Origin of the sequence: Aureimonas sp. OT7 (genome assembly GCF_014844055.1) — a bacterium.
Lineage (GTDB): Bacteria > Pseudomonadota > Alphaproteobacteria > Rhizobiales > Rhizobiaceae > Aureimonas > Aureimonas altamirensis_A.
In genome coordinates this window covers 584,367-603,409 of the sequence record NZ_CP062167.1, presented here as the reverse complement: position 1 = coordinate 603,409, position 19,043 = coordinate 584,367, and the positions used below count along the sequence as shown (strand labels likewise).

Genomic DNA, 19,043 nt, shown 5'->3' with positions numbered 1-19,043 from the left:
GATGACATCGCAGAGCGAGGCACGCAGTGCGCAGGCGGCGCACATGGCCGCCGGCAATCCCATCGTGATGTCGATCGCGCCCGAAGCGGAGCCGGCCAACCGCAATGGCGCCGGCTCCGGCATTCTCCAGGCTCTAAAGGCCGCGCAGGTCGACCGGAAGTAGCTCTTCCGGGAAGTCCTGGTAGGACACCGGCCGCAGGAAGCGGTCGATGGCCATGGCCCCGACCGAGGTGGAACGCCCGTCCGACGTGGACGGGTACGGCCCGCCATGCACCATGGCGGCAGAGACCTCGACACCCGTTCCGAAGCCGTTGACGAGCAGGCGGCCGGCCTTGCGCTCCAGCAGCGGCAGCAGCGCCTTGACCCGCTCTCCATCGGACGGCGCGATATGCAGCGCGATGGTCAACTGGCCCTCGATCCCCTCCAGGATCTCGCGCAGTTCGGTTTCGTCCTTGCAGCGGACCACAAGCGATGCGGCGCCGAACACCTCATCGTGCAACGACGGATCGGCCGTGAAGTCCGCACCTGAAACGGCAAACAGCGCCGGCTGCCCCTGGCATCCCTGCCCCGGCTGGCCACGGCCGAGTTCACTAACGGCCGGGTTGCCGGCAAGGTTGGAAACGCCGTCGGCGAACGCCTTGTGAATGCCGGGCGTCAGCATCGTCTGCGCTGCGATGCCTCCGAGCGCGGCGGCTGCGGCCTTCTCGAACGCCGTTACCTCCGGGCCTTCGACTGCCAGGATGAGGCCGGGGTTGGTGCAGAACTGGCCGGAGCCGAGCGTGACCGACTGGGCGAAGGCGGTGGCGATGGCCTCGCCCCGCTCCGCCAGCGCGCCCGGCATCAGGAGCACGGGGTTGATCGAGCTCATCTCCGCATAGACGGGGATCGGCACCGGCCTGTCCTGCGCGATCTTCATGAGGGCCGTGCCGCCCCCGCGCGACCCGGTGAAGCCGACCGCCTTGATGCGGGCATCGGCCACCAGGCCCTGGCCGATCTTGCGGCCGGTATCGAACAGGAGCGCGAAGGTTCCCACCGGCATGCCCTTGTCGGCCACGGCCTTCTGCACGGCGCGTCCCACCAGTTCGGAGGTGCCGAGATGGGCGGAATGCGCCTTGGTGACGACCGGACAGCCCGCCGCCAGAGCCGAAGCGGTGTCGCCGCCCGCAATCGAGAAGGCCAGGGGGAAGTTGGAGGCCGAGAAGACGGCAACGGGGCCGAGCCCGATCATGTGTGCGCGCAGTTCGGGCTTGCGGGCCGGCTTGCGCGTCTCGTCCGCCGCATCCTTCACCGTCCGCAGGAAGGTCTTCTTGCGGACGATATCGGCAAAGAAACGCAACTGGCCGACGGTGCGCCCGCGCTCGCCCTCGATACGACCGCGCGGCAGGCCGCTTTCGGCCACGCAGCGTTCGATCAGTTCGTCGCCGAGGGCCATGATGTTGTCGGCGATGGCTTCCAGGAAGGCCGCGCGCTCTTCCAGCGGACGATTGCGATAATCGTCGAAGGCAGCCTCGGCCAGCGCACAGGCCTCTTCGAGGTCGGCCTCGGTGGCGCCGCCGAAAGTGGGTTCAAGCGTCGTACCGGTGGCAGGGTCGAAGGCACGGGCTTCGCCATTTGTGCCACGTACGGCCTTACCGCCTATGAGGTTCTCGCCGGTGATCGGCATATGGGCTCTCCCTTGTATCGATCCTTTTCGCCGGGGAACCGGCGAAACAATGGATTTTGCAGACAATGTGCAAATCCAAGGCGCATACCTTTCGCAAGGGAGGCCCAACGTCAAGGCATGGACGCGGAGCGCGGCTGCCGGTGATGCCGTTTGCAGACGACGGGACAGTTCAGGATGGTTGACCCTCGTGCGCGGCCGCGCGGACGATGGGGGCGACTTCGGTGCCCAGAAGCTCGATCGAACGCTTCATCGCGGCCGTTTCCAAAGAGGCGGTACTCATCTGGAAGGTGATGCGCGAGAGGCCGCCGAGCGTCTCGCTTGCGTGCAGCATCTTGGCTGCGACCGTTGCCGGATCGCCGATCAGGAACGCCCCTTCCGGGCTCGCCATGGCGTCGAACTGCTCCCGTGACGGCGGCGGCCAGCCGCGCTCGCGGCCGATCCTGCCGGTCAGGTGCGCCCAGCCGGGGAAGAACGCATCCCGGGCCGCCGCGTCGGTTTCGCCGACGAAGCCCATCGCATGGATGCCTACCTTGAGGGTGTCGGGGCTATGCCCGGCGCTTTTGCCGGCCTCGCGATAAAGGTCGACGAGCGGGCGGAACCGCTCGAAGGTTCCGCCTATGATCGCCACCATCAGCGGCAGGCCGAGCGTGCCCGCGCGCGCAAACGAGCGCGGCGTGCCGCCGACGCCGATCCACAGCGGCAGGCGCGGCTGATGGGGGCGCGGATAGATGCCCTGGCCCTCAAGGGGTGCGCGGAAGCGGCCCTTCCAGATCGGATAGGTCGTCCCGTTCAGCTTCAGGAGAAGATCGAGCTTTTCGGCGAAGAGCTCGTCGTAGTCTCGTGGGTCGGCACCGAAGAGCGGATAGGCTTCGCCGAACGAGCCCCGCCCGACGACGATTTCGGCGCGGCCCCTGGCGATCAGGTCCAGCGTCGCGAACTCCTGGAAGACACGGACCGGGTCGGCGGCGCTCAGCACCGTCACGGCGCTCGTCAGCCTGATCCGGCTGGTGCGTGCCGCGGCGGCGGCCAGTATGATGGGCGGTGCCGAATCCAGAAACTCGGCACGATGGTGCTCGCCAATGCCGAAGACATCGAGCCCGGCCCGGTCGGCAACCTCGACCTCATCGAGCAGATCGGCCATGCGGTCGGTTGCCGACGGCGGCTTGCCCGTCGCCGGATCCGGCAGAATGGCGGCAAAGCTGTCGATACCGATTTCCATGCATGGTTCCTTCAGTTCGTGGCGGCCAGGTGTGGGGCATGGTTGGGAGAGCGGCGAGGGACGGATGGTCGGCACCGATGGTCCGCCGGGGCGACGCGCCACGAAAAACGCGCCAACCGCTCAATCCGGAAGCGGAATGTGCTCATCCCGGTCATCGACCGGAAGATCGAAGCGCCCCTTGCCCCAGTTCTGCGCCCGCCATTCGGCTTTCGCCTCTTCGATGCGCTCCTGCGAGGATGCAACGAAATTCCACCAGATGTAACGGGGACCGGGAAGCGTCGCGCCGCCCAGGATCATCAGGCGCGCACCCCTGTCGCCGGCGGCGACCGTGATCCTGTCGCCGGGGCGGAAGACCATCATCCGGCCGGCCTCGAAATCCTGGCCGGCGACCGAGATCGAGCCTTCGACGATGTAGATGCCACGGTCCTCGTGATCGTCCGGCATCGGCAACAGGCCGCCCGCGGCCAGCTTCACGTCGGCGTAGAAGGTCTGCGAGTACATGGTGGCGGGGGCGGTCTCGCCATAGGCGCTGCCGAGGATAAGACGGACCTGCGCGCCGCGATCCTCGATCACCGGCAAGGCTTCCCTTCCATGATGCTCGAACGTCGGCACCATGTCCTCGTGGGATTCGGGCAGCGCCAGCCACGTCTGGATGCCGAGCAGGCTGCTCGGACCGCTTCGGGCCGCTGCGGAGGTGCGCTCGGAATGGGTCACGCCACGCCCGGCGACCATCCAGTTCAACTCGCCCGGACGGATCGTCTGGTCGGCCCCGGTGCTGTCCCGGTGATGAAAGTCGCCGCGATAAAGGTAGGTGACCGTGCCAAGACCGATGTGCGGGTGCGGCCGAACGTCGACCCCCTGGCCGGTCAGGAACTCGGCCGGCCCGGCCTGGTCGAAGAAGATGAACGGTCCGACCATCTGCCGCTTCGGCGCCGGCAAGGCGCGCCGAACCTGGAACCCGCCAAGATCGCGGGAGCGTGGAACGATGAGTGTTTCGATCGCGTCGAAGCCGACCTCATCGGGGCAGCCGGGATCGATTGCCGGATTCCAACTCATGCTTCGTCTCCTTTATGGGCTTCCGGGTGGCTCCAACCCCGCAGATGCACTTGCCCCCAGGCTGGCGCATTGCCGCCCGCCGCACTAGCCCCGGGCCGCGTCATGCTGTGTTACGGAAAGTGGAACGTACGGGCGTTGCCCTCGCGCACGGTGGCGCCGCCACCGGCCGGTCGCGATACACGGCCAGGCCCCCAATTCATGCCTGAGGGTCGAGCCCCCAGATCTCCGGATTTCGTGCGAAGTATTCGATCATCATCTCGGTCAGCACCCCCACCTTCCGCGTCGGATGCTGACTTGGCGGGCGGACGACGAAGACGGCCCCCGGCGGGACGGGATAGCGCATCATGATCGGGACCAACGCGCCGGACGCCAGATAGTCATAGGTGATGCAATCGGGCAGCCAGGCGACGCCGAGGCCCGCCGCCGCGGCGGCAGCAAGGGCCGTGGCGCTATCGGCCTTGAACCTGCCCTGCGGCTGGACGGTGACGATCCTGTCGCCATCCCTGAACTGCCAGGTTTCCGTTCCCTGCATGAGAGCCTGATGGCTGGCGAGTTCGGCCGGGGTTTGCGGTGCCCCGTACGCGTCGACATAGGCCGGGCTTGCGACGAGCTTGCCGTGGATCGGCCCGACGCGCCTTGCGATCAGGTTGGAATCCGGAAGGTAGGCGCCCCGGATGGCGCAATCGAAACCCTCCGCGATGAGATCGACGAAGCGGTCGCTGTAGGAGGTGTGGACGTGGAGTTGCGGATGCTGGCGCGCCATGTCCGCGACGACGGAGGCAAAATGCGTCGGGCCGAACGTCAGCGGCATCGCAACCCTGAGAACGCCGCGCAGTTCGCCGGTAGGGGTGATCGTTTCCCTGGCCGTATCGATCTCGGCGCAGGCGCGAGCCGCATGGCGCCTGAAGGTTATGCCCGCCTCGGTCAGCGCGGCGCCGCGGGTGGTTCGCGCAAGGAGCTGGACGCCGAGCTCCGCTTCGATCCGAAGAAGCCGCCGGCTGACGATCGACTTGGAGACGCCGAGGCGGCGTGCGGCGGCCGACACGCCCCCTGCATCGGCCACGGCGACGAATGTTCGCAGATGCTCGATGTCCATTTCGGCGTCCCTGATCCTGCGACACGGCCTGGTTGACCATCGCACTACCGCGTTGCTCCGGGGCATGGCAAATTATACCGGCCTCCCCAGGGCCTTGTCCGGGAAACTCCCTACATGAGGATGGTCCACCGCCCGGGTTTTCGAAAGAGGCATGCTTGATCAAGACGGCATATGTGTTGACGCGAGACCGGCAGAGAGTGGTCGAGATCGCCACGATCGTTACACGGTTCGGGTTCGGCCATCTTCTCGCCGGCATACCCATGCCCTCGGACGTCGTACCGAAGCAGCCGACCCCGGAGCGCGCGCGCGCCGCTTTGCAGGAGCTTGGTCCGACCTTCGTCAAACTCGGTCAGATCCTCGCCACGCGAGGCGACCTTTTCCCTCCCGAATGGGTTGCCGAATTCGAGAAGCTGCAGGATGACGCAGCGGTGGTCGACGCCGGGATCATGATCCCCCGCCTGAACGAGGCGTTGGGCCAGCCAGCCAGCGAGGTCTTCGAAGCGTTCGACGAAAAGCCGATTGCGGCAGCTTCGATCGGACAGGTGTACGCGGCCCGGCTGCACGATGGCCGGAAGGTTGTCCTGAAACTGCGCCGGCCAGGCATCCGCAGGCAGATGGAAGCGGACCTGCGCATACTCCTGCATATTGCCGAGCTGGCGGAACAGAACCTGCCCGACGTTCGCCGCTATCGCCCTGGCGAGATCGTTCGCCTGCTCTCCAATGCGTTGCTCGAAGAGCTCGATTTCACCGCCGAGGCACGCAACACCGAAACGCTTGCCGATGCATTCGCACAGGACCGGAACATCGTCGTCCCGGCGATCCATTGGCCCTTCACGAGCGAAAGACTTCTGGTTCAGGATCGCCTGTCGGGTGTCGCGGTTTCGGATGCGAAGGCGCTGTCCGCATCCGGTCTCGATCGTGCTCTCCTGGCGCGACGGGGCGCCGAGGCCTTCCTGAAGGCCGCATTCGAGGAGGGTCTGTTCCATGCGGACCCTCATCCCGGCAACCTCTTCTGCCTCGCTGGAAACCGTGTCGGCTTCATCGATTTCGGAATGATCGGGCGCCTGTCGTCGACCCGCCGATCCGAAGTCGTCCAGTTTATCGGCGCCGTCATCGCCGGCGACGGCCGGGGTGTGCGGAACGTCATGATCAAATGGGGCGGAGCGCCTGAGGGCGGACAGGATGCGCTGACGGCGGATGCCGATGCGTTTGCGATGCGAAACAGCACCCACCCGTTCAATTTCGCCAATGCGATGCGCGACTTTACAGAGCTTGGACGTCGCCACCATTTGCCCCTGCCGCCAGACCTGGCTCTTTTCATCAAGGCGTTGCTGACCGCCGAGGGCAGCTTGCGTCGCCTCGATCCCGGCCTTGACGTCATCGCCCTTGCCGGCCCGATCGTCCGTCGTTCCACCCTGGCGGCGAACAATCCCGCAACGCTTGCGCGCGAGGGGCTTGGCCTTCTGCTGGAGTTGCGGGACGTTTCGAAGGAGGCGCCGCACGCCCTGCGCAGCCTGTTTTCCAGCCTGGCGGAAGGCCGCCTGAAGATGCATGTCCAGGCGCCGCAGATGGACGAGCTCGGCGTCCATGTCGAAAGGGCTGCGACCAAACTGGCTGTCGCGATCGTGGCAGGGGCGTTCGCGCTGGGCCTGGCACCGAAGCTGTTCGAGATCGGGCCCAGTATCTGGGGCGTTCCTGCTTTTCTGGGGCTGGGCGTCCTGGCCGTTGTGGCGGCATGCTTATGGATCGTCTTCAAACGCGGCTGACGCGGCCGAGCCCGCTTCGTAGCGGCAGGTCCGAGGCCGACATGGGACCGCGGCAGCGGCCAGGTTGCGCGTTCCTCTTTCTGCGACAGAGTTCTACCGATGGCATGCCTGTTCGCCACGCTCGCCCGACGGTACCTCACCCGGAGCAACGCGCCCGGCCAGGGTCCGATGCCTTGGGAAGGAGAATGGCAAGATGAAGGCTGCGGTCTACGACAAACCCGGGCCTCCGAGCGTCCTGAGATATGCCGATGTTCCGGATCCCGTCTGTGGGCCGGAGGATGTGCTGATCGCCGTCGCGGCGATTTCGATCGAGGGCGGCGACCTGATCAACCGGCGTTCCGTCCCCCAGCGATCCTCCTGGATTGTCGGTTACGCCGCAGCCGGCACCGTCGCCGCAATCGGCGAGAATGTGAGAGACCGGGCGGTCGGCCAGCGGGTAACGGCTTTCAACATGGACGGATCGCATGCCGAGCTGTGGGCCGTGCCTGCCTCACGAACCTGGCCGATCCCGCAGGGCCTGGACATGATGCGTGCCGCAGCAACGCCGATCGGCTTCGGCACGGCCCGGCACTGCATCACCACCCGGGGCGGGCTCGCCAGCGGCGAGACGGTCCTGATCCAGGGCGCCGCCGGCGGTGTCGGTCTGGCGGCTGTCCAGATCGCGCGGCAGGTTGGGGCGACGGTCATCGCGGTTGCCAGTGGCCACGAGCGACAGGCGCGCCTGACCGCCCTTGGCGCAGCCCATGTCATCGACCGGCTTCGCCACGATGTCGTCGACCATGTCCTTCGGCTGACCGATGGCAAGGGCGCCGATCTCGTGATCGACCCCGTTGGGTCGACACTGCAGACGTCTCTGTCCGCGCTCGCCACCGAAGGACGGCTCGTCTTCGTTGGAAATGCCGGCGGCGGCGGCCTTGATGTGGATCTCTGGTCGCCCATGCAGAACAACCAGACGCTGCACGGCGTTTTCATGGGGTCCCTGTTCGAACGACCGATGGTGCACCGGACGGTCGACGACCTGCTGGAGGCCGCAGCGCAAGGGCGCATCGAAGTGGTGATCGATCGGGTTTTCCCCCTGCGGGAGGCGTCGAAGGCCCATGATCATGCAGAGACGGCAAGGCCTCTGGGCCGGGTCATGATGACCCCCTGACACCGTCGCGGTCGAAACACGCGATCAACATGTCGGTGAGGACGCGCACCTTCCTTGCAGGATGCCGTCCGGGCGGGCGAACGACATAGATACCGGCCGGCGGCGGCGGATGATGTGCCATGACGGTCATCAGCGCGCCGGATTGCAGATGATCGTCGATCAGATCGTCGGGGAGCGCCGCGATACCCAATCCGGCCACGGCGGCGACGACGAGGGCTGCCCCGTTATCGGCTTTGAAACGGCCCTGTGGGCGAATGGTCAGGATCCTGTCACCGTCCGTCACCTGCCAGGTTTCCATGCCCTGCATCAGCGCCTGGTGCGTGATGAGTTCCTCCGGCGTTTCCGGCGAGCCGTGGGCTTCCACATAGGCGGGACTGGCAACGAACTTGCCGTACAGGGGGCCGACGCGTTTCGACACCAGGTTCGAATCGCGGAGCGTGCCGACCCGGATGGCGCAATCGAACCCTTCTGCGATCAGATCCACGAAGCGGTCGCTGTAGCTCGTCTGGATCTGCAGTTGCGGATGGCGCAATGCCATGTCCGCGAGGACAGCGGCAAAATGCGTGGGACCGAATGTCAGGGGAGCGGCGACCCTGAGACGCCCGCTCAGCGCGCCGGCCGGCAGGATGGTATCGCGTGCGGTTTCGATCTCTGCGCTGGCCCTGGCCGCATGATCCCGAAACGTGGCGCCGGCTTCCGTCAAGGACGCGCCGCGCGTGGACCGAGCCAGCAGTTGCACGCCAAGCTCGGCCTCGAGCCGCGCAAGCCGCCGGCTCACCATCGATTTGGAAACACCGAGCCTGACGGCCGCAGACGTGATGCCGCCCGCATCGGCGACCTCCACGAACGTCCGCAGATCCTCGATGTCCATACTGCGTTCCCGGTTCCGATACAGTGTTCCGCGCAAACGCTGACTACCGTATCGACCCCCCGAATGACAGGGTTCTCGGGCAGACACCGCGTCGAGAAGGGCGCTTCCGGCCCGCAGCAGCGTGTGTCTCGATTACCCCCCGAACCCAGGAACTTTCATCCATGACCTTTCGCAACGGCCTAGACTCACTCCTTCGTCCCGAAGATTCGGTCCTCGTCATGATCGACCACCAGCCCTATCAACTGGCGAACGTGAACAGCCATGATCCGCAAGCCGTGGTGAACAACACGACGGCGCTTGCGAAGGCTGCAAAGGTCTTCGACGTCCCCACGATCCTGACCAGCGTGATTGCCGGGCGTGGCGGGCTGCTCTTCAAGCATCTCACCGATGTGTTCCCGGGGCAGGAGGTGATCGACCGCACCTTCATCAACACCTGGCAGGATCCGAAGGTGGTGGACGTGGTCAAGGCGACCGGCCGCAAGCAGTTGGTCATCGCCGGCCTGTGGACCGAAGTCTGCGTCGCGATGCCGGCAATCCAGGCCGCGGGCGAAGGCTGGGACGTCACCGTGATCACCGACGCATCGGGCGGGACGTCCGTCGAAGCCCATGAGATCGCCATCCAGAGGATGATCGGGGCCGGCGTCAACTTGATGACCTGGCTTGCGCTGGCTGCCGAATGGCAGCGCGATTGGGCGCGCGAGGAGACGGCGGGCGCACTGACCGACGTCATAATCGACCATGCCGGCGGCAGTGGCATCGCCTATCTGTGGGAACAGCAGCTTCTGAACACGCCCGTGCAGGCGGCCAGCAAGGCCGGCCTGTAACAATTGACCCTGGATGGCGAGCGCCTGGCCGGACGCCACGGAAACGGCGCCCGGTCGAGCCTCGTCATCACCATCTGCAGATATTAGCGGACATTGCCGACACGAACGACACGCGGCGCCTGCGCCTGCGCCTGCGCAAGATACAAATCAGTCCGCCCCTCGTTCCGCCGCCAGCCTGAACGACCGGCTCCCCATGACAACGAGGCAGATCGCCGGTGCCATCGCGACAGTGACGAACAGCCAACGTGCCGCATTCGCCAGATCCATGGTGTCCGATGCAGCGGAACCGCCAGCGAGGTTAACGACCAGCCCTGCCAGGGCGGATCCGAATGCGGTCGCGCAAAGCTGGACAGTCATGATCGAAGACGCCGCACTGTCCGCTTCCTCGGGCGGCGCTGCATGCAGCACCCTTGCCGCAAGAGCGGGATAGGCGAGACCCACGCCGACGCCACCGGCAACCAGCGCGCCGCAGATCGAGGCAAGCGGTAGCCAGGCCGTCGGCCCGCCCGCCCATGGAAGAATGCCGGCGAGGGTCAGCATGGCGCAAAGCGAAAGCAGCGGTCCTGCACGCATGGCGCGGTCTTGCCGCCTGGATCCCAGCCCGGAAGCGACAATGGCGGCGGCTGTCCAGCCGGCCGACATGACGGCGGCGATATAGCCGGCTTCGAGCGGTGACCTGCCATGCAACTCCTGTAGGAAAAGCGGCAGAAAAATCTCTGTGCAGGTCACCGTGACTGCCAGGAGCGCCGAGCTCGCATACAGGCTGCCCAGCGTCGCCGGATAGCGGAACGTACTGGCCGGGAACAGCCTGATGACGGAACGGCGCTCCACCATGATTAAGCCGGCGACAAGCGCAGTGGCGACCAGCATGGCGATGGTCGTGGCTGCGGCGCTACGCCCGATACCGCCCCACGAGGCGGCAACGACGGCGACCGTCAGCAGCGCGAGTTGAACGACCGGGAGCGGCGAGGCAGATGACCCCTCGCGTCTGCCTTGGGGCAGGACGACCAGCGCCGCCAGGACATTGAGGCCGGCAAAGGGCACCAGCACCAGAAACGCCCCGCGCCAGAGATCGAACTGGGCGAAGACGCCGCCGATGGCAGGGCCCAGCAAAGTGGCAATACCCCACATGCTGGACAACAGCGCCAACGCGCGGGACCACAGTCTTTCAGGATAGACCCGGCTGACCATCGCGTAGGCCAACGCCAGGAGTGCGCCGCCGCCAAAGCCCTGGACAACCCGGCCTGTCAGCATGGCCGCCATAGTGCTCGATGTACCGCAAACGAGCGTACCGACAACGAAAACCAGCGTGGCCAGCCCGTAGCTCGGGCGTGGCCCTGCGCTCGCCAGCAGTGGAGTCGTCAGGGCGGCTCCCAGAATGGAAGCGACGACGAACAGCGTGGTGTTCCACGCATAGTATTCCCTCCCGCCGATTTCCTGGATGACCGAGGGCAGGATGGTCGTCGAGATGTAGAGATTGATCGCATGAAGCGCCACGCCGCCACTCAACGCAAGCGAGCGAACGAGGTTACCGCCGGATAGAAGGTCGGCCCAACCCGCGATGGGTGCATTCGCGGACAATGTCATTGGATGGTCCTCATGCCTGCGCCGAGGCGGGCCAGCTTGTCGGGATTGCGCATGATGAAGATGCCGGAGAGATTTCCCGTTGCATCGGCCGAGAAGCTCACGGAGGCGACGATCGATACGCCATCGAAAACAAGCGCGCCCCGCGTGCCGTTGATATCGACATGCTGCCATCGGAAACCGGTCCAGAATCGCGTGAGCGTGCCACCCAGAAAGGCAAGCACGTCGTCCTTTCCCGAGAGCGGCTGTAGAAGGGCGAGCGCCTTGCCCCCGCCATCGGCCTTGAGCGCTATGTCCGCGCGCATCAGGGTAGCGAGACGGGATGTGTTTCCCGTCTCGATGGCCGTCTGGAAGGCTGAAAGCAGCTCGTCCTGGCGCACCTTCGAGACGGTGCTTCCCGCTTCGTCACGGCCGATACGGTTGCGTGCGCGTGACACCAGTTTGCGGCACGCCGTTTCAGTCACGCCGAGGGTGTTCGCCACGTCCAGGTAAGACTGATCGAAGACCTCATGCAGAAGAAACGCAGCGCGCTCCTTCGGCGCGAGCCGCTCCAGGACCAGCATGAAGGCGAGGGAAAGCGATGATGACAGATGTGCCGCATCCTCCGGGCTTTCGTCGGTCATCGTCTGTATCGGCTCCGGAAGCCAGGCTCCGACATACTCGGTGCGCGCCCTGTGCGCCGACCTGAGTATGTCGATGCAGCGGCGCGTGCACGCCGTCGTCAGCCAGGCGGCGGCATTGGCGATCGTATCGTGATCGAGACCCTGCCACTTGAGATAGGTGTCCTGAACCGCATCCTCGGCCTCGGCCAGCGAACCGAGGATGCGATAGGCAAGACCCGTCAGAAATGGCCTGCGCTCTTCGAACACGACTGTCGGGTTCTCAACCATGTCAGTGCGTCGAGACCTGGATGCGGTTCCAGAGGTTGATCATCGCGACCGTGGCTGTCAGGGCGCTGATCTCGGTGTCGCTGAAATGCGCACGCAGGTCAGCGCGCAGGCTGCCATAATCGGTCCGCCGGTCGAGCTGGGTCAGCGCCTCGGTCCAGGCCAGCGCCGCCTTCTCCTTGGGAGAGAAGTCGCTGACATGATCCCAAACCGCGAGCCGATCCAGCCGTTCATTGGTCTCGCCGTCGTCACGGGCCTCCCTGGTGTGCATCTTCACGCAATAGGCGCAGGCATTCAGTTGGGAGGCACGCAACTGCACCAGATGGTGGAGCATCCGATCGAGGCCGTGCTCATCGATGGCGCCATGCACTGTCTGCAGCGTTGCGAAGATTTCAGGGACATTCTTATAATGGTTTACGGGGGAGGTGGACATGACAGGCTCCATTCTCGGTGGTCTGCCCCGATGACGCCTCAGCTCGGTCTTTTGTGACGTCGGTGTGAAAAATTCTGCGTTACGACTGGCGCTAGTCGCCGAAAGCAACGTTCAGCGCCAGCAATGTCAGGATCGATGCCATGATCCAGCGCTGCGCCCTTACCCAGCCCGGTCGGGTAGCGAACCAGTCCGATATCCGTGCGGCGGCCAGGATGATGACGCTGTTCACCGCAAAGCTCACCGCAATCTGGGTACTGCCCAGCAAGAGGCTCTGACCCAGCATATGTCCTGCGGTCACGTCGAGGAATTGTGGCAGAAGCGACAGGTAAAGAAGAGCGATCTTGGGATTCAGGAGATTGGTTAGAAAGCCCATGGCAAAGAGGCGCCCGGGCGGGTCGATCGGGAGATCGTGACGGGGCCGAAACACCGAACCCGAGTTTGGCCGGATCGACTGCCATGCCAGATACAGCAGGTAGGCCGCGCCAGCGAGTTGGATGGTCCGATAGGCAAACGGTACGGCAAATATTATGGCGGTCAAACCGAACGCTGCGCAGAGCATGTAGAAGACAAAACCTGCCAGGACGCCGGACAACGAGATAAATCCCGCCATGCGACCCTGCAGGATCGAGCGACTGATTAGGTAGATCATGTTGGGGCCCGGCGTCAGCACCATGCCAAGCGATACAAGAGCGAAGGCGCCGAGATTTGCTGCCGTCACGATGACCCGCCCTCCCACGACACATTCAGCTGGACCATCGGCAGCCGACAATGAAAAACCTTGCTACGAGCGGAACCTGGCGGGCGGGGTATCAACCGGCATCGACGGGGTGCTGCGACCGGAAACCGACGCAGAGCCGATTCCATATATTGATCGTCCCGATGGCGACACTGATTCGGGTGATTTCCGCCTCGGTGAAAAAGTCCTGGAGCGGCTGGAAATCCGCGTCGGGCGCATGGGATTGAGCGATGTTTGTCAGCGCCTCGGTCCAGCCCAGCACCGCACGTTCGCGCGCCCCGAAGACGGGTGAATCCCGCCAGACGCAGATGAGGTTGATCCACTGCTCGCTCAGCCCGTCGCGACGCGCCTCCCTGACGTGCATATCGAGGCAGTAGGCGCAGCCATTGATCTGCGACGCTCGCAGTTTGAGGAGATGCAGCAAGCGAGGCTCCACTCCGGAGTCTCGGCGCACATAGGTGTCGAGAGCGGCGACGGCTTCATAGGCATCGGGCGCAACCGAGGGGAAGTCGCAGCGTGCTGTCACGGCACGGTCCTTTCGTTGTTGGCGCCATCGTCGGTGATCTCCATCCAGAAGGGTCCCCGTCTGACAGGTTGCTTCAATCCAGGAAGGGCGGCGAAGAACAGGGCCGACGCGCGGGCGGCGTCTCGGCCCGCCGGGCCCGTGTGGCTGGAATCGATGCTCATCAACGCTCAACCGCCTCCCTTGTTGAACGACTCCGGTCCAATCCGCGTCAGCGTCGAGCGCACCAGGATCACTGCGGTTATTGCGGCCGCGGCCACGATGTATGCCGCGGGTTCCCAGCCGAGGCGATCCTGCGCTGCTCCGATAGCCGTCGGACCGAGGATCTGACCGAGATTGTTGCCCTGAAGGATCAGGCCCAGAACGACCGGCACCAACCCTGCCGCCGGCGCCACCACTGGCGCAGAGGATAACAGGATGGTCGGAATGACGCCGCCGAAGGCGGAAAACAGCAGACACAGGGCAAACGCGGCTGTGTCTGGCAGCACGGGCAGGAAGATGCCTGAACCGGCCAGTCCCATGACAAGGCAGGCAGCAGTCAGCAGTGCCGTGCGGCCAAGGCCCCTGGACAGGAGCATGCCGGTCGCGAGATTGCCGATGACGTTCACGACCAGCACCAGTGCGCTCAGCAATCCGGCCGTCTGGTGCGTTACCCTCAGCCGCTCCATTAGCAGAACCGGCAGAAAACTGAACACGGCGAAGAACATCAGGGCGAAAAGCGCAAAGGTGAGCGACAATCCGACGACGCGCCGGTCGCTCAAGACGATCAACGTGTCGTGGCGCAGGCTTTGGAATGACATGGACCGGCTCTGCTCGCTGGCCGGTATGACGAGCGGCACGGTTGCGCAGATCGCCAGCGCCAGCGCGCAACTCGCCCACCACATTGCCCGCCAGTCTCCGAACAGAGGGCCCGCCAGCATTGCCGACGCCATACCCACCGGCATGAAACAACTCCACAGCGCGAAAGCCAGATCACGGTCCGCAGGCCGCGCCACCTCCCCGATCAATGATGGCGCTGCAACCGTCACCAGCAGGAAACCGGCCCCTTCGATGACGCGGCCGATGAACAGGCTGGGCAGTCCCGGTAATGCCGCACCAAGCGCCCCGCCCAGGGCCGTGACCAGAAGCCCGACCATGAGGATGCGACGCGCACCGAAACGCGCCGCAAAGGCACCGGCAGGAATGCCGCCGAAAAGCCCGATAAGGGCAAATATGCCGGCAAACCATCCGATCGCCGTCAGGTCGATTCCAAGGTCGTCCTGCAGCATGGGCGCCGCGATCGCACCTTTTCCGACTTGCAGCGCGGCGGCGATCCCGCTGCCGACAATCACGGATATGGCCGTCCAGTTGGTGGGAGCGGCCATGGAATGCAGTGCGGCTTTCATCATGCCGCTCTTGCGGTGCGTCCGGCCGCGAGAGCAGCCGTGATTTCGGCGACATGGCGACCCTGAAATCGCGCGCCGTCCAGCTCGTTTTCACTGACCGCGCGATGCCCTCCATGACCATCGTCGGCCAGGGTCGACGCACCATAGGGCGAGCAGCCGGTAATCTCGTCCATCCGCATCTGGCCCTTGAAGGTGTAAGGCAGGCCGACGATGATCATGCCGAGATGGAACAGGACGGTCTGGGTGGACTGGATCGTCGTTTCCTGTCCGCCATGCTGGCTTCCGGTGGAAGCAAAGACGCTGCCCACCTTGCCCACCAACTGGTCTTCGAACCAGAGCCCGCCGGTCTGGTCCAGAAAGTTCTTCATCTGGGACGCCATGTTGCCGAAGCGGGTGGGCGTGCCGATGATGATCGCATCGTACTCGGCCAGTTCGGCCACGGTCGCCACGGACGCCGATTGGTCCATCTTGTATCCCGACCTTTTCGCGACGGCTTCGGGCACGAGCTCGGGCACGCGCCTGATCGTGACATCCGCACCCGCCTCACGCGCGCCCTCCGCAACGGCCAGCGCCATCGTCTCGATGTGCCCGTAAGAGGAATAGTAAAGCACCAGAACCTTCGTCATCGTCGACCTCGTCTCGCTCGTCACTTCTGATGTGGTTGCACGAGATCGGTGACCGGTTTAAGTGATTTAATATGCATAATGTCGATCAGTAAAAACGATCATGCTGGATGCGCTGACCCTCGATCAGCTCCGAACCTTCGTGACGATCGCCGACAGCGGCAGCTTTCGGTCCGCGGCGCGGACACTGTCACGTGTCCAATCGGGCGTCAGCGTTGCCATCGCCAATCTCGAGACGACACTCGGCCTGGAATTATTCGACCGTTCCGGGCACAGGCCGGTGTTGACCGCACAAGGGCGGGTACTGCTGGGCAACGCCCGCGACATCATTCTGCGCGTGGACGTCTTACGCGCGCAGGCTCGTGGTTTCGCCCATGGGGTGGAAACGGAACTCGCCATTTCCGTCGACACGCTCTACCCCATGCGGGAGGTTGCCCGCGCGATTTCACGGATGCGAGACGATTTCCCGGCCGTTGCCATGCGGGTCTGGGCAGAGCCCCTGGGCGGGCCGCTCGATGCGCTGCGAAAGCGCCGCTGCGCACTTGCCGTCATGGTGGGGGAGGATTTCCGTGACCCGCGCATCAAGTTCGAGCCGCTGTTATCGATCAGACAGGTGGCGGTTGTCGCCTCGACTCATCCGCTGGCCCTGTCCAAGGCGGGCCAGCCCATGGAACTGATGGATGTCGCCGATCATCTCCAGATTGTTCTTTCCGACCCGTCCGATCTTTCGGCGGGGCAGGATTTCGGGGTGGTTTCGCCAAAGACATGCCGCGTCAACACGCAGGATACCAAGCACAATCTCATCCTGGGCGGCGCTGGGTGGGGGCGCCTGCCGTACTGGCTCGTCAGGCGGGATCTGGAACAGGGTACGCTCGTACACCTCAATGTCAGCGCCCTGGGCCGCGAAGGCGAGGCTACGTCCAGCGCCTATCTTGCTCACCGCCGGGACGAGGCCCTGGGGCCGGCTGCGCAGACATTGTCCGACCTTCTGATCGGACACGAAAGGGATCACTCTTTCCAGTCATAACGATACCGTCGCCGCCACCCGTGTGCCTTGCCCAACGCGTCGAGGGTCGCCGGCGCGAGGTTCGCATTACGGGATCAAAGTCGGAACTGCTGCGAACGCTGGTCGCCGCTTTCAGCGTAAAGACGGCGGCGCTCCGCGTTCAGAGTTCTGCAATGAAATGGCGCACCGCACCGGGCGCAGATAATAACTACGTTTACGCTATAGCCCTCTAAATGGCGCCGGAAAATCGTCCGGAACTCACTGAAATGACAGTGGAATTCCCGACCAAATCACGGTGCTCAGTCGAGTGCGGTTCCTTACGCAGCCGCTGGCAACGACACGGGGCATACAGGACTAGACTGTAACCTGCTCATTTTCATCCAACGGGGCGGGGTCGTCCGCCTCGCCGACAAGCTCCCGTATCTCCCGCTCGTCGAGCGTTTCCTTTTCCAGCAGCCGGCGGGCGGTTCGTTCAAGCAGGTCCCGGCGTTGCGTCAACAGGTCGACGGTCCGGTCGAACGTCTCGTCGACCACCCGGCGTACCTCCTCGTCTACGGCCGCAGCCGTCTTGTCGGAATAGCTGCGCTCCTGCGGCCCGTAATAGGGCTGGTCGGTGGCAAGGAAGGATCGCCGGTCCTTCTCAAGCGCGACATGGCCGAGTTTTTCCGACATGCCGTAGCGGGTGACGATGGCGCGGGCGATGTCGGTGACCTTTGCGAGGTCATCCGCCGCGCCGGTCGAGAGATGGCCGAACACGATCTTCTCCGCTGCCCGGCCGCCGAGCAGCACCGCCATCTTGTCCTGCAATTCTTCGAGCGTCATCAGGAAGCGGTCCTCGGTCGGCCGCTGGATGGTGTAGCCCAGCGCGCCGATGCCGCGCGGGATGATCGAGACCTTGTGGACCGGATCGACGCCCGGCAGCGCCATCGCCACCAGGGCATGCCCCATCTCGTGATAGGCGACGATCTCGCGCTCCTTCGGATTGAGCAGCCGGTTGCGCTTTTCAAGGCCGGCGACGATGCGCTCCACCGCATTGTTGAAGTCGTCCATCGTCACGGCGTCGGCCTTGCGGCGGGTCGCAAGCAGCGTCGCCTCGTTGACCAGATTGGCGAGGTCGGCGCCGGTGAAGCCGGGGGTGAGCGCCGCGATCTTCTCCGGCTCGACATCCGGGGCGAGCCTGGCCTTCTTGAGATGCACGTTCAGGATCTGCACGCGGCCAGCCTTGTCAGGCCGGTCGACCAGCACCTGCCGGTCGAAGCGGCCGGCGCGCAGCAGCGCCGGGTCGAGGATTTCCGGGCGGTTGGTGGCGGCAAGCAGCACGAGACCGGTCGAGGAATCGAACCCGTCCAGCTCGACGAGGAGTTGGTTGAGCGTCTGCTCCTTCTCGTCGTGGCCGCCAGCCATCGGGCCGATGCCGCGGGCGCGGCCAAGCGCGTCGAGTTCGTCGATGAAGATGATGGCCGGGGCCTTGGCGCGGGCCTGCTCGAAGAGGTCGCGCACGCGCGCGGCGCCGACACCGACGAACATCTCCACGAACTCGGAACCGGAGATCGAAAAGAATGGTACGCCCGCCTCGCCCGCCACGGCCCTCGCGAGCAGGGTCTTGCCCGTGCCGGGCGGGCCGACGAGCAGGATGCCTTTCGGCATGCGCCCGCCCAAGCGGCCGTAGCCCTGCGGGTCCTTCAGGAAGTCGACGATCTCCTTGAGTTCGTCCTTGGCTTCGTCGACGCCCGCCACATCCGCGAAGGTCACGCCGGTGTCGGACTGGACGTAAACCTTGGCCTTGGACTTGCCGATCTGCATCAGTCCGCCGCCGAGGCCGCCACCCATGCGCCTGAGCATGAACATCCAGATGCCGACGAAGAGCGCCACCGGCAGCACCCAAGAGAGCAAGTCACGCAGGAAGGTGCTCTCGATCTGCCCGGTGACGACGACGCCGTGCTCCTGGAGCCGCCGCGCGAGGTCGGGCTCGACGCGGGTGGTGACGAACATCGGACGGCCATCCACCGGCTCCGTGAAGCGGCCCTGGATGAAGCGGTCCGATACGGCCACTTCCGCGATCCGGTTCTGGTCGAGATAAGTCTCGAACTGGCTGTAGGGAATCTGCGCCACCTGCGTGGCGGTCGTGAACAGGTACTGGAAGGCCAACATGATGAAGAAGGCGGCGATCCAGTACCAGATGTTGAACTGCGTTTTCTTGTTCATTTCCATCGTGGCCGCT

General features: G+C 64.8%; 18 protein-coding genes. 4 read left to right on the top strand and 14 right to left on the bottom strand.

The genetic code is table 11. The annotated features are described in order from the left end of the window. Positions 1-133: 133 nt before the first annotated feature. From IGS74_RS02860 to IGS74_RS02845, 4 genes are all read right to left on the bottom strand, one after another. Positions 134-1,663, bottom strand: a complete 1,530-nt coding sequence (locus IGS74_RS02860) for an aldehyde dehydrogenase (NADP(+)) (RefSeq protein ID WP_192389194.1) — start codon at positions 1,661-1,663, stop codon at positions 134-136. Between the two features lie 169 nt (positions 1,664-1,832). Then, entirely contained in the window at positions 1,833-2,882 is a 1,050-nt protein-coding gene (locus tag IGS74_RS02855; RefSeq protein WP_039195123.1) for an LLM class flavin-dependent oxidoreductase, read from the bottom strand. Between the two features lie 120 nt (positions 2,883-3,002). Next, positions 3,003-3,938 (bottom strand): pirin family protein, encoded by a 936-nt coding sequence (locus tag IGS74_RS02850; RefSeq protein WP_192389192.1) that lies wholly within the window; start codon positions 3,936-3,938, stop codon positions 3,003-3,005. A 196-nt stretch (positions 3,939-4,134) separates the two neighbouring features. Continuing rightward, positions 4,135-5,034, bottom strand: a complete 900-nt coding sequence (locus IGS74_RS02845) for a LysR family transcriptional regulator (protein WP_192389190.1) — start codon at positions 5,032-5,034, stop codon at positions 4,135-4,137. A 155-nt stretch (positions 5,035-5,189) separates the two neighbouring features. Between IGS74_RS02845 and IGS74_RS02840 the strand changes: the two genes are divergently transcribed. Both IGS74_RS02840 and IGS74_RS02835 read left to right on the top strand, forming a co-directional pair. Continuing rightward, positions 5,190-6,800: an AarF/UbiB family protein gene (locus tag IGS74_RS02840; protein ID WP_192389188.1), complete on the top strand. Its 1,611-nt coding sequence runs from the start codon at positions 5,190-5,192 to the stop codon at positions 6,798-6,800. Positions 6,801-6,993: 193 nt separating this feature from the next. Beyond that, the gene (locus tag IGS74_RS02835) at positions 6,994-7,950 is read left to right on the top strand and encodes a zinc-binding alcohol dehydrogenase family protein (protein ID WP_192389186.1); all 957 of its coding nucleotides are present in this window, start codon (positions 6,994-6,996) and stop codon (positions 7,948-7,950) included. Here the strand turns inward: IGS74_RS02835 and IGS74_RS02830 are convergent. Continuing rightward, entirely contained in the window at positions 7,934-8,821 is an 888-nt protein-coding gene (locus IGS74_RS02830; protein ID WP_192389184.1) for a LysR family transcriptional regulator, read from the bottom strand. The genes IGS74_RS02835 and IGS74_RS02830 overlap by 17 nt on opposite strands. Positions 8,822-8,982: 161 nt before the next feature. Here IGS74_RS02830 and IGS74_RS02825 point away from each other — a divergent pair, with 161 nt between their 5' ends. Further along, entirely contained in the window at positions 8,983-9,645 is a 663-nt protein-coding gene (locus IGS74_RS02825) for a hydrolase (RefSeq protein ID WP_192389183.1), read from the top strand. A 147-nt stretch (positions 9,646-9,792) separates the two neighbouring features. Here the strand turns inward: IGS74_RS02825 and IGS74_RS02820 are convergent, their stop codons facing one another. The 8 genes from IGS74_RS02820 to wrbA all read right to left on the bottom strand — a co-directional run bounded on the left by IGS74_RS02820 (position 9,793) and on the right by wrbA (position 15,819). Further along, on the bottom strand, positions 9,793-11,232 hold the full coding sequence (locus IGS74_RS02820; protein ID WP_192389182.1) for an MFS transporter: 1,440 nt from the start codon (positions 11,230-11,232) through the stop codon (positions 9,793-9,795). Beyond that, positions 11,229-12,119, bottom strand: coding sequence for an RNA polymerase sigma factor SigJ (gene sigJ, locus IGS74_RS02815; protein WP_192389181.1), 891 nt, complete (start codon positions 12,117-12,119; stop codon positions 11,229-11,231). The genes IGS74_RS02820 and sigJ overlap by 4 nt, the downstream gene beginning before the upstream one ends. Before the next feature lies 1 nt (position 12,120). Then, positions 12,121-12,549 (bottom strand): carboxymuconolactone decarboxylase family protein, encoded by a 429-nt coding sequence (locus IGS74_RS02810; protein ID WP_192389180.1) that lies wholly within the window; start codon positions 12,547-12,549, stop codon positions 12,121-12,123. 91 nt (positions 12,550-12,640) lie between these two features. Next, entirely contained in the window at positions 12,641-13,270 is a 630-nt protein-coding gene (locus tag IGS74_RS02805; RefSeq protein ID WP_192391316.1) for a LysE family translocator, read from the bottom strand. A gap of 88 nt (positions 13,271-13,358) precedes the next feature. Further along, positions 13,359-13,811, bottom strand: a complete 453-nt coding sequence (locus tag IGS74_RS02800; protein ID WP_039195102.1) for a carboxymuconolactone decarboxylase family protein — start codon at positions 13,809-13,811, stop codon at positions 13,359-13,361. Beyond that, the gene (locus IGS74_RS02795) at positions 13,808-13,972 is read right to left on the bottom strand and encodes a hypothetical protein (protein WP_192389179.1); all 165 of its coding nucleotides are present in this window, start codon (positions 13,970-13,972) and stop codon (positions 13,808-13,810) included. The genes IGS74_RS02800 and IGS74_RS02795 overlap by 4 nt, the downstream gene beginning before the upstream one ends. 6 nt (positions 13,973-13,978) lie before the next feature. Beyond that, positions 13,979-15,196, bottom strand: a complete 1,218-nt coding sequence (locus IGS74_RS02790; RefSeq protein ID WP_246722852.1) for an MFS transporter — start codon at positions 15,194-15,196, stop codon at positions 13,979-13,981. Next, positions 15,193-15,819 carry an NAD(P)H:quinone oxidoreductase gene (gene wrbA / locus IGS74_RS02785; protein ID WP_192389178.1) on the bottom strand — a complete coding sequence of 209 codons (627 nt, stop codon included), beginning with the start codon at positions 15,817-15,819 and terminating at the stop codon, positions 15,193-15,195. The genes IGS74_RS02790 and wrbA overlap by 4 nt, the downstream gene beginning before the upstream one ends. 100 nt (positions 15,820-15,919) lie before the next feature. Here wrbA and IGS74_RS02780 point away from each other — a divergent pair, with 100 nt between their 5' ends. Then, entirely contained in the window at positions 15,920-16,843 is a 924-nt protein-coding gene (locus tag IGS74_RS02780) for a LysR family transcriptional regulator (RefSeq protein ID WP_192389177.1), read from the top strand. Between the two features lie 333 nt (positions 16,844-17,176). Here IGS74_RS02780 and ftsH read toward each other — a convergent pair whose 3' ends face one another. Further along, positions 17,177-19,033 carry an ATP-dependent zinc metalloprotease FtsH gene (gene ftsH / locus IGS74_RS02775; protein WP_206688196.1) on the bottom strand — a complete coding sequence of 619 codons (1,857 nt, stop codon included), beginning with the start codon at positions 19,031-19,033 and terminating at the stop codon, positions 17,177-17,179. Between the last annotated feature and the right edge of the window lie 10 nt (positions 19,034-19,043).

What these genes read in the sequence shown, in the direction of transcription:
- IGS74_RS02860 (WP_192389194.1), bottom strand. Translation starts at nt 1,663, where the DNA reads ATGCCGATCACCGGCGAGAACCTCATAGGCGGTAAGGCCGTACGTGGC.
- IGS74_RS02855 (WP_039195123.1), bottom strand. Translation starts at nt 2,882, where the DNA reads ATGGAAATCGGTATCGACAGCTTTGCCGCCATTCTGCCGGATCCGGCG.
- IGS74_RS02850 (WP_192389192.1), bottom strand. Translation starts at nt 3,938, where the DNA reads ATGAGTTGGAATCCGGCAATCGATCCCGGCTGCCCCGATGAGGTCGGC.
- IGS74_RS02845 (WP_192389190.1), bottom strand. Translation starts at nt 5,034, where the DNA reads ATGGACATCGAGCATCTGCGAACATTCGTCGCCGTGGCCGATGCAGGG.
- IGS74_RS02835 (WP_192389186.1), top strand. Translation starts at nt 6,994, where the DNA reads ATGAAGGCTGCGGTCTACGACAAACCCGGGCCTCCGAGCGTCCTGAGA.
- IGS74_RS02830 (WP_192389184.1), bottom strand. Translation starts at nt 8,821, where the DNA reads ATGGACATCGAGGATCTGCGGACGTTCGTGGAGGTCGCCGATGCGGGC.
- IGS74_RS02825 (WP_192389183.1), top strand. Translation starts at nt 8,983, where the DNA reads ATGACCTTTCGCAACGGCCTAGACTCACTCCTTCGTCCCGAAGATTCG.
- IGS74_RS02820 (WP_192389182.1), bottom strand. Translation starts at nt 11,232, where the DNA reads ATGACATTGTCCGCGAATGCACCCATCGCGGGTTGGGCCGACCTTCTA.
- sigJ (WP_192389181.1), bottom strand. Translation starts at nt 12,119, where the DNA reads ATGGTTGAGAACCCGACAGTCGTGTTCGAAGAGCGCAGGCCATTTCTG.
- IGS74_RS02810 (WP_192389180.1), bottom strand. Translation starts at nt 12,549, where the DNA reads ATGTCCACCTCCCCCGTAAACCATTATAAGAATGTCCCTGAAATCTTC.
- IGS74_RS02795 (WP_192389179.1), bottom strand. Translation starts at nt 13,972, where the DNA reads ATGAGCATCGATTCCAGCCACACGGGCCCGGCGGGCCGAGACGCCGCC.
- IGS74_RS02790 (WP_246722852.1), bottom strand. Translation starts at nt 15,196, where the DNA reads ATGATGAAAGCCGCACTGCATTCCATGGCCGCTCCCACCAACTGGACG.
- wrbA (WP_192389178.1), bottom strand. Translation starts at nt 15,819, where the DNA reads ATGACGAAGGTTCTGGTGCTTTACTATTCCTCTTACGGGCACATCGAG.
- IGS74_RS02780 (WP_192389177.1), top strand. Translation starts at nt 15,920, where the DNA reads ATGCTGGATGCGCTGACCCTCGATCAGCTCCGAACCTTCGTGACGATC.
- ftsH (WP_206688196.1), bottom strand. Translation starts at nt 19,033, where the DNA reads ATGGAAATGAACAAGAAAACGCAGTTCAACATCTGGTACTGGATCGCC.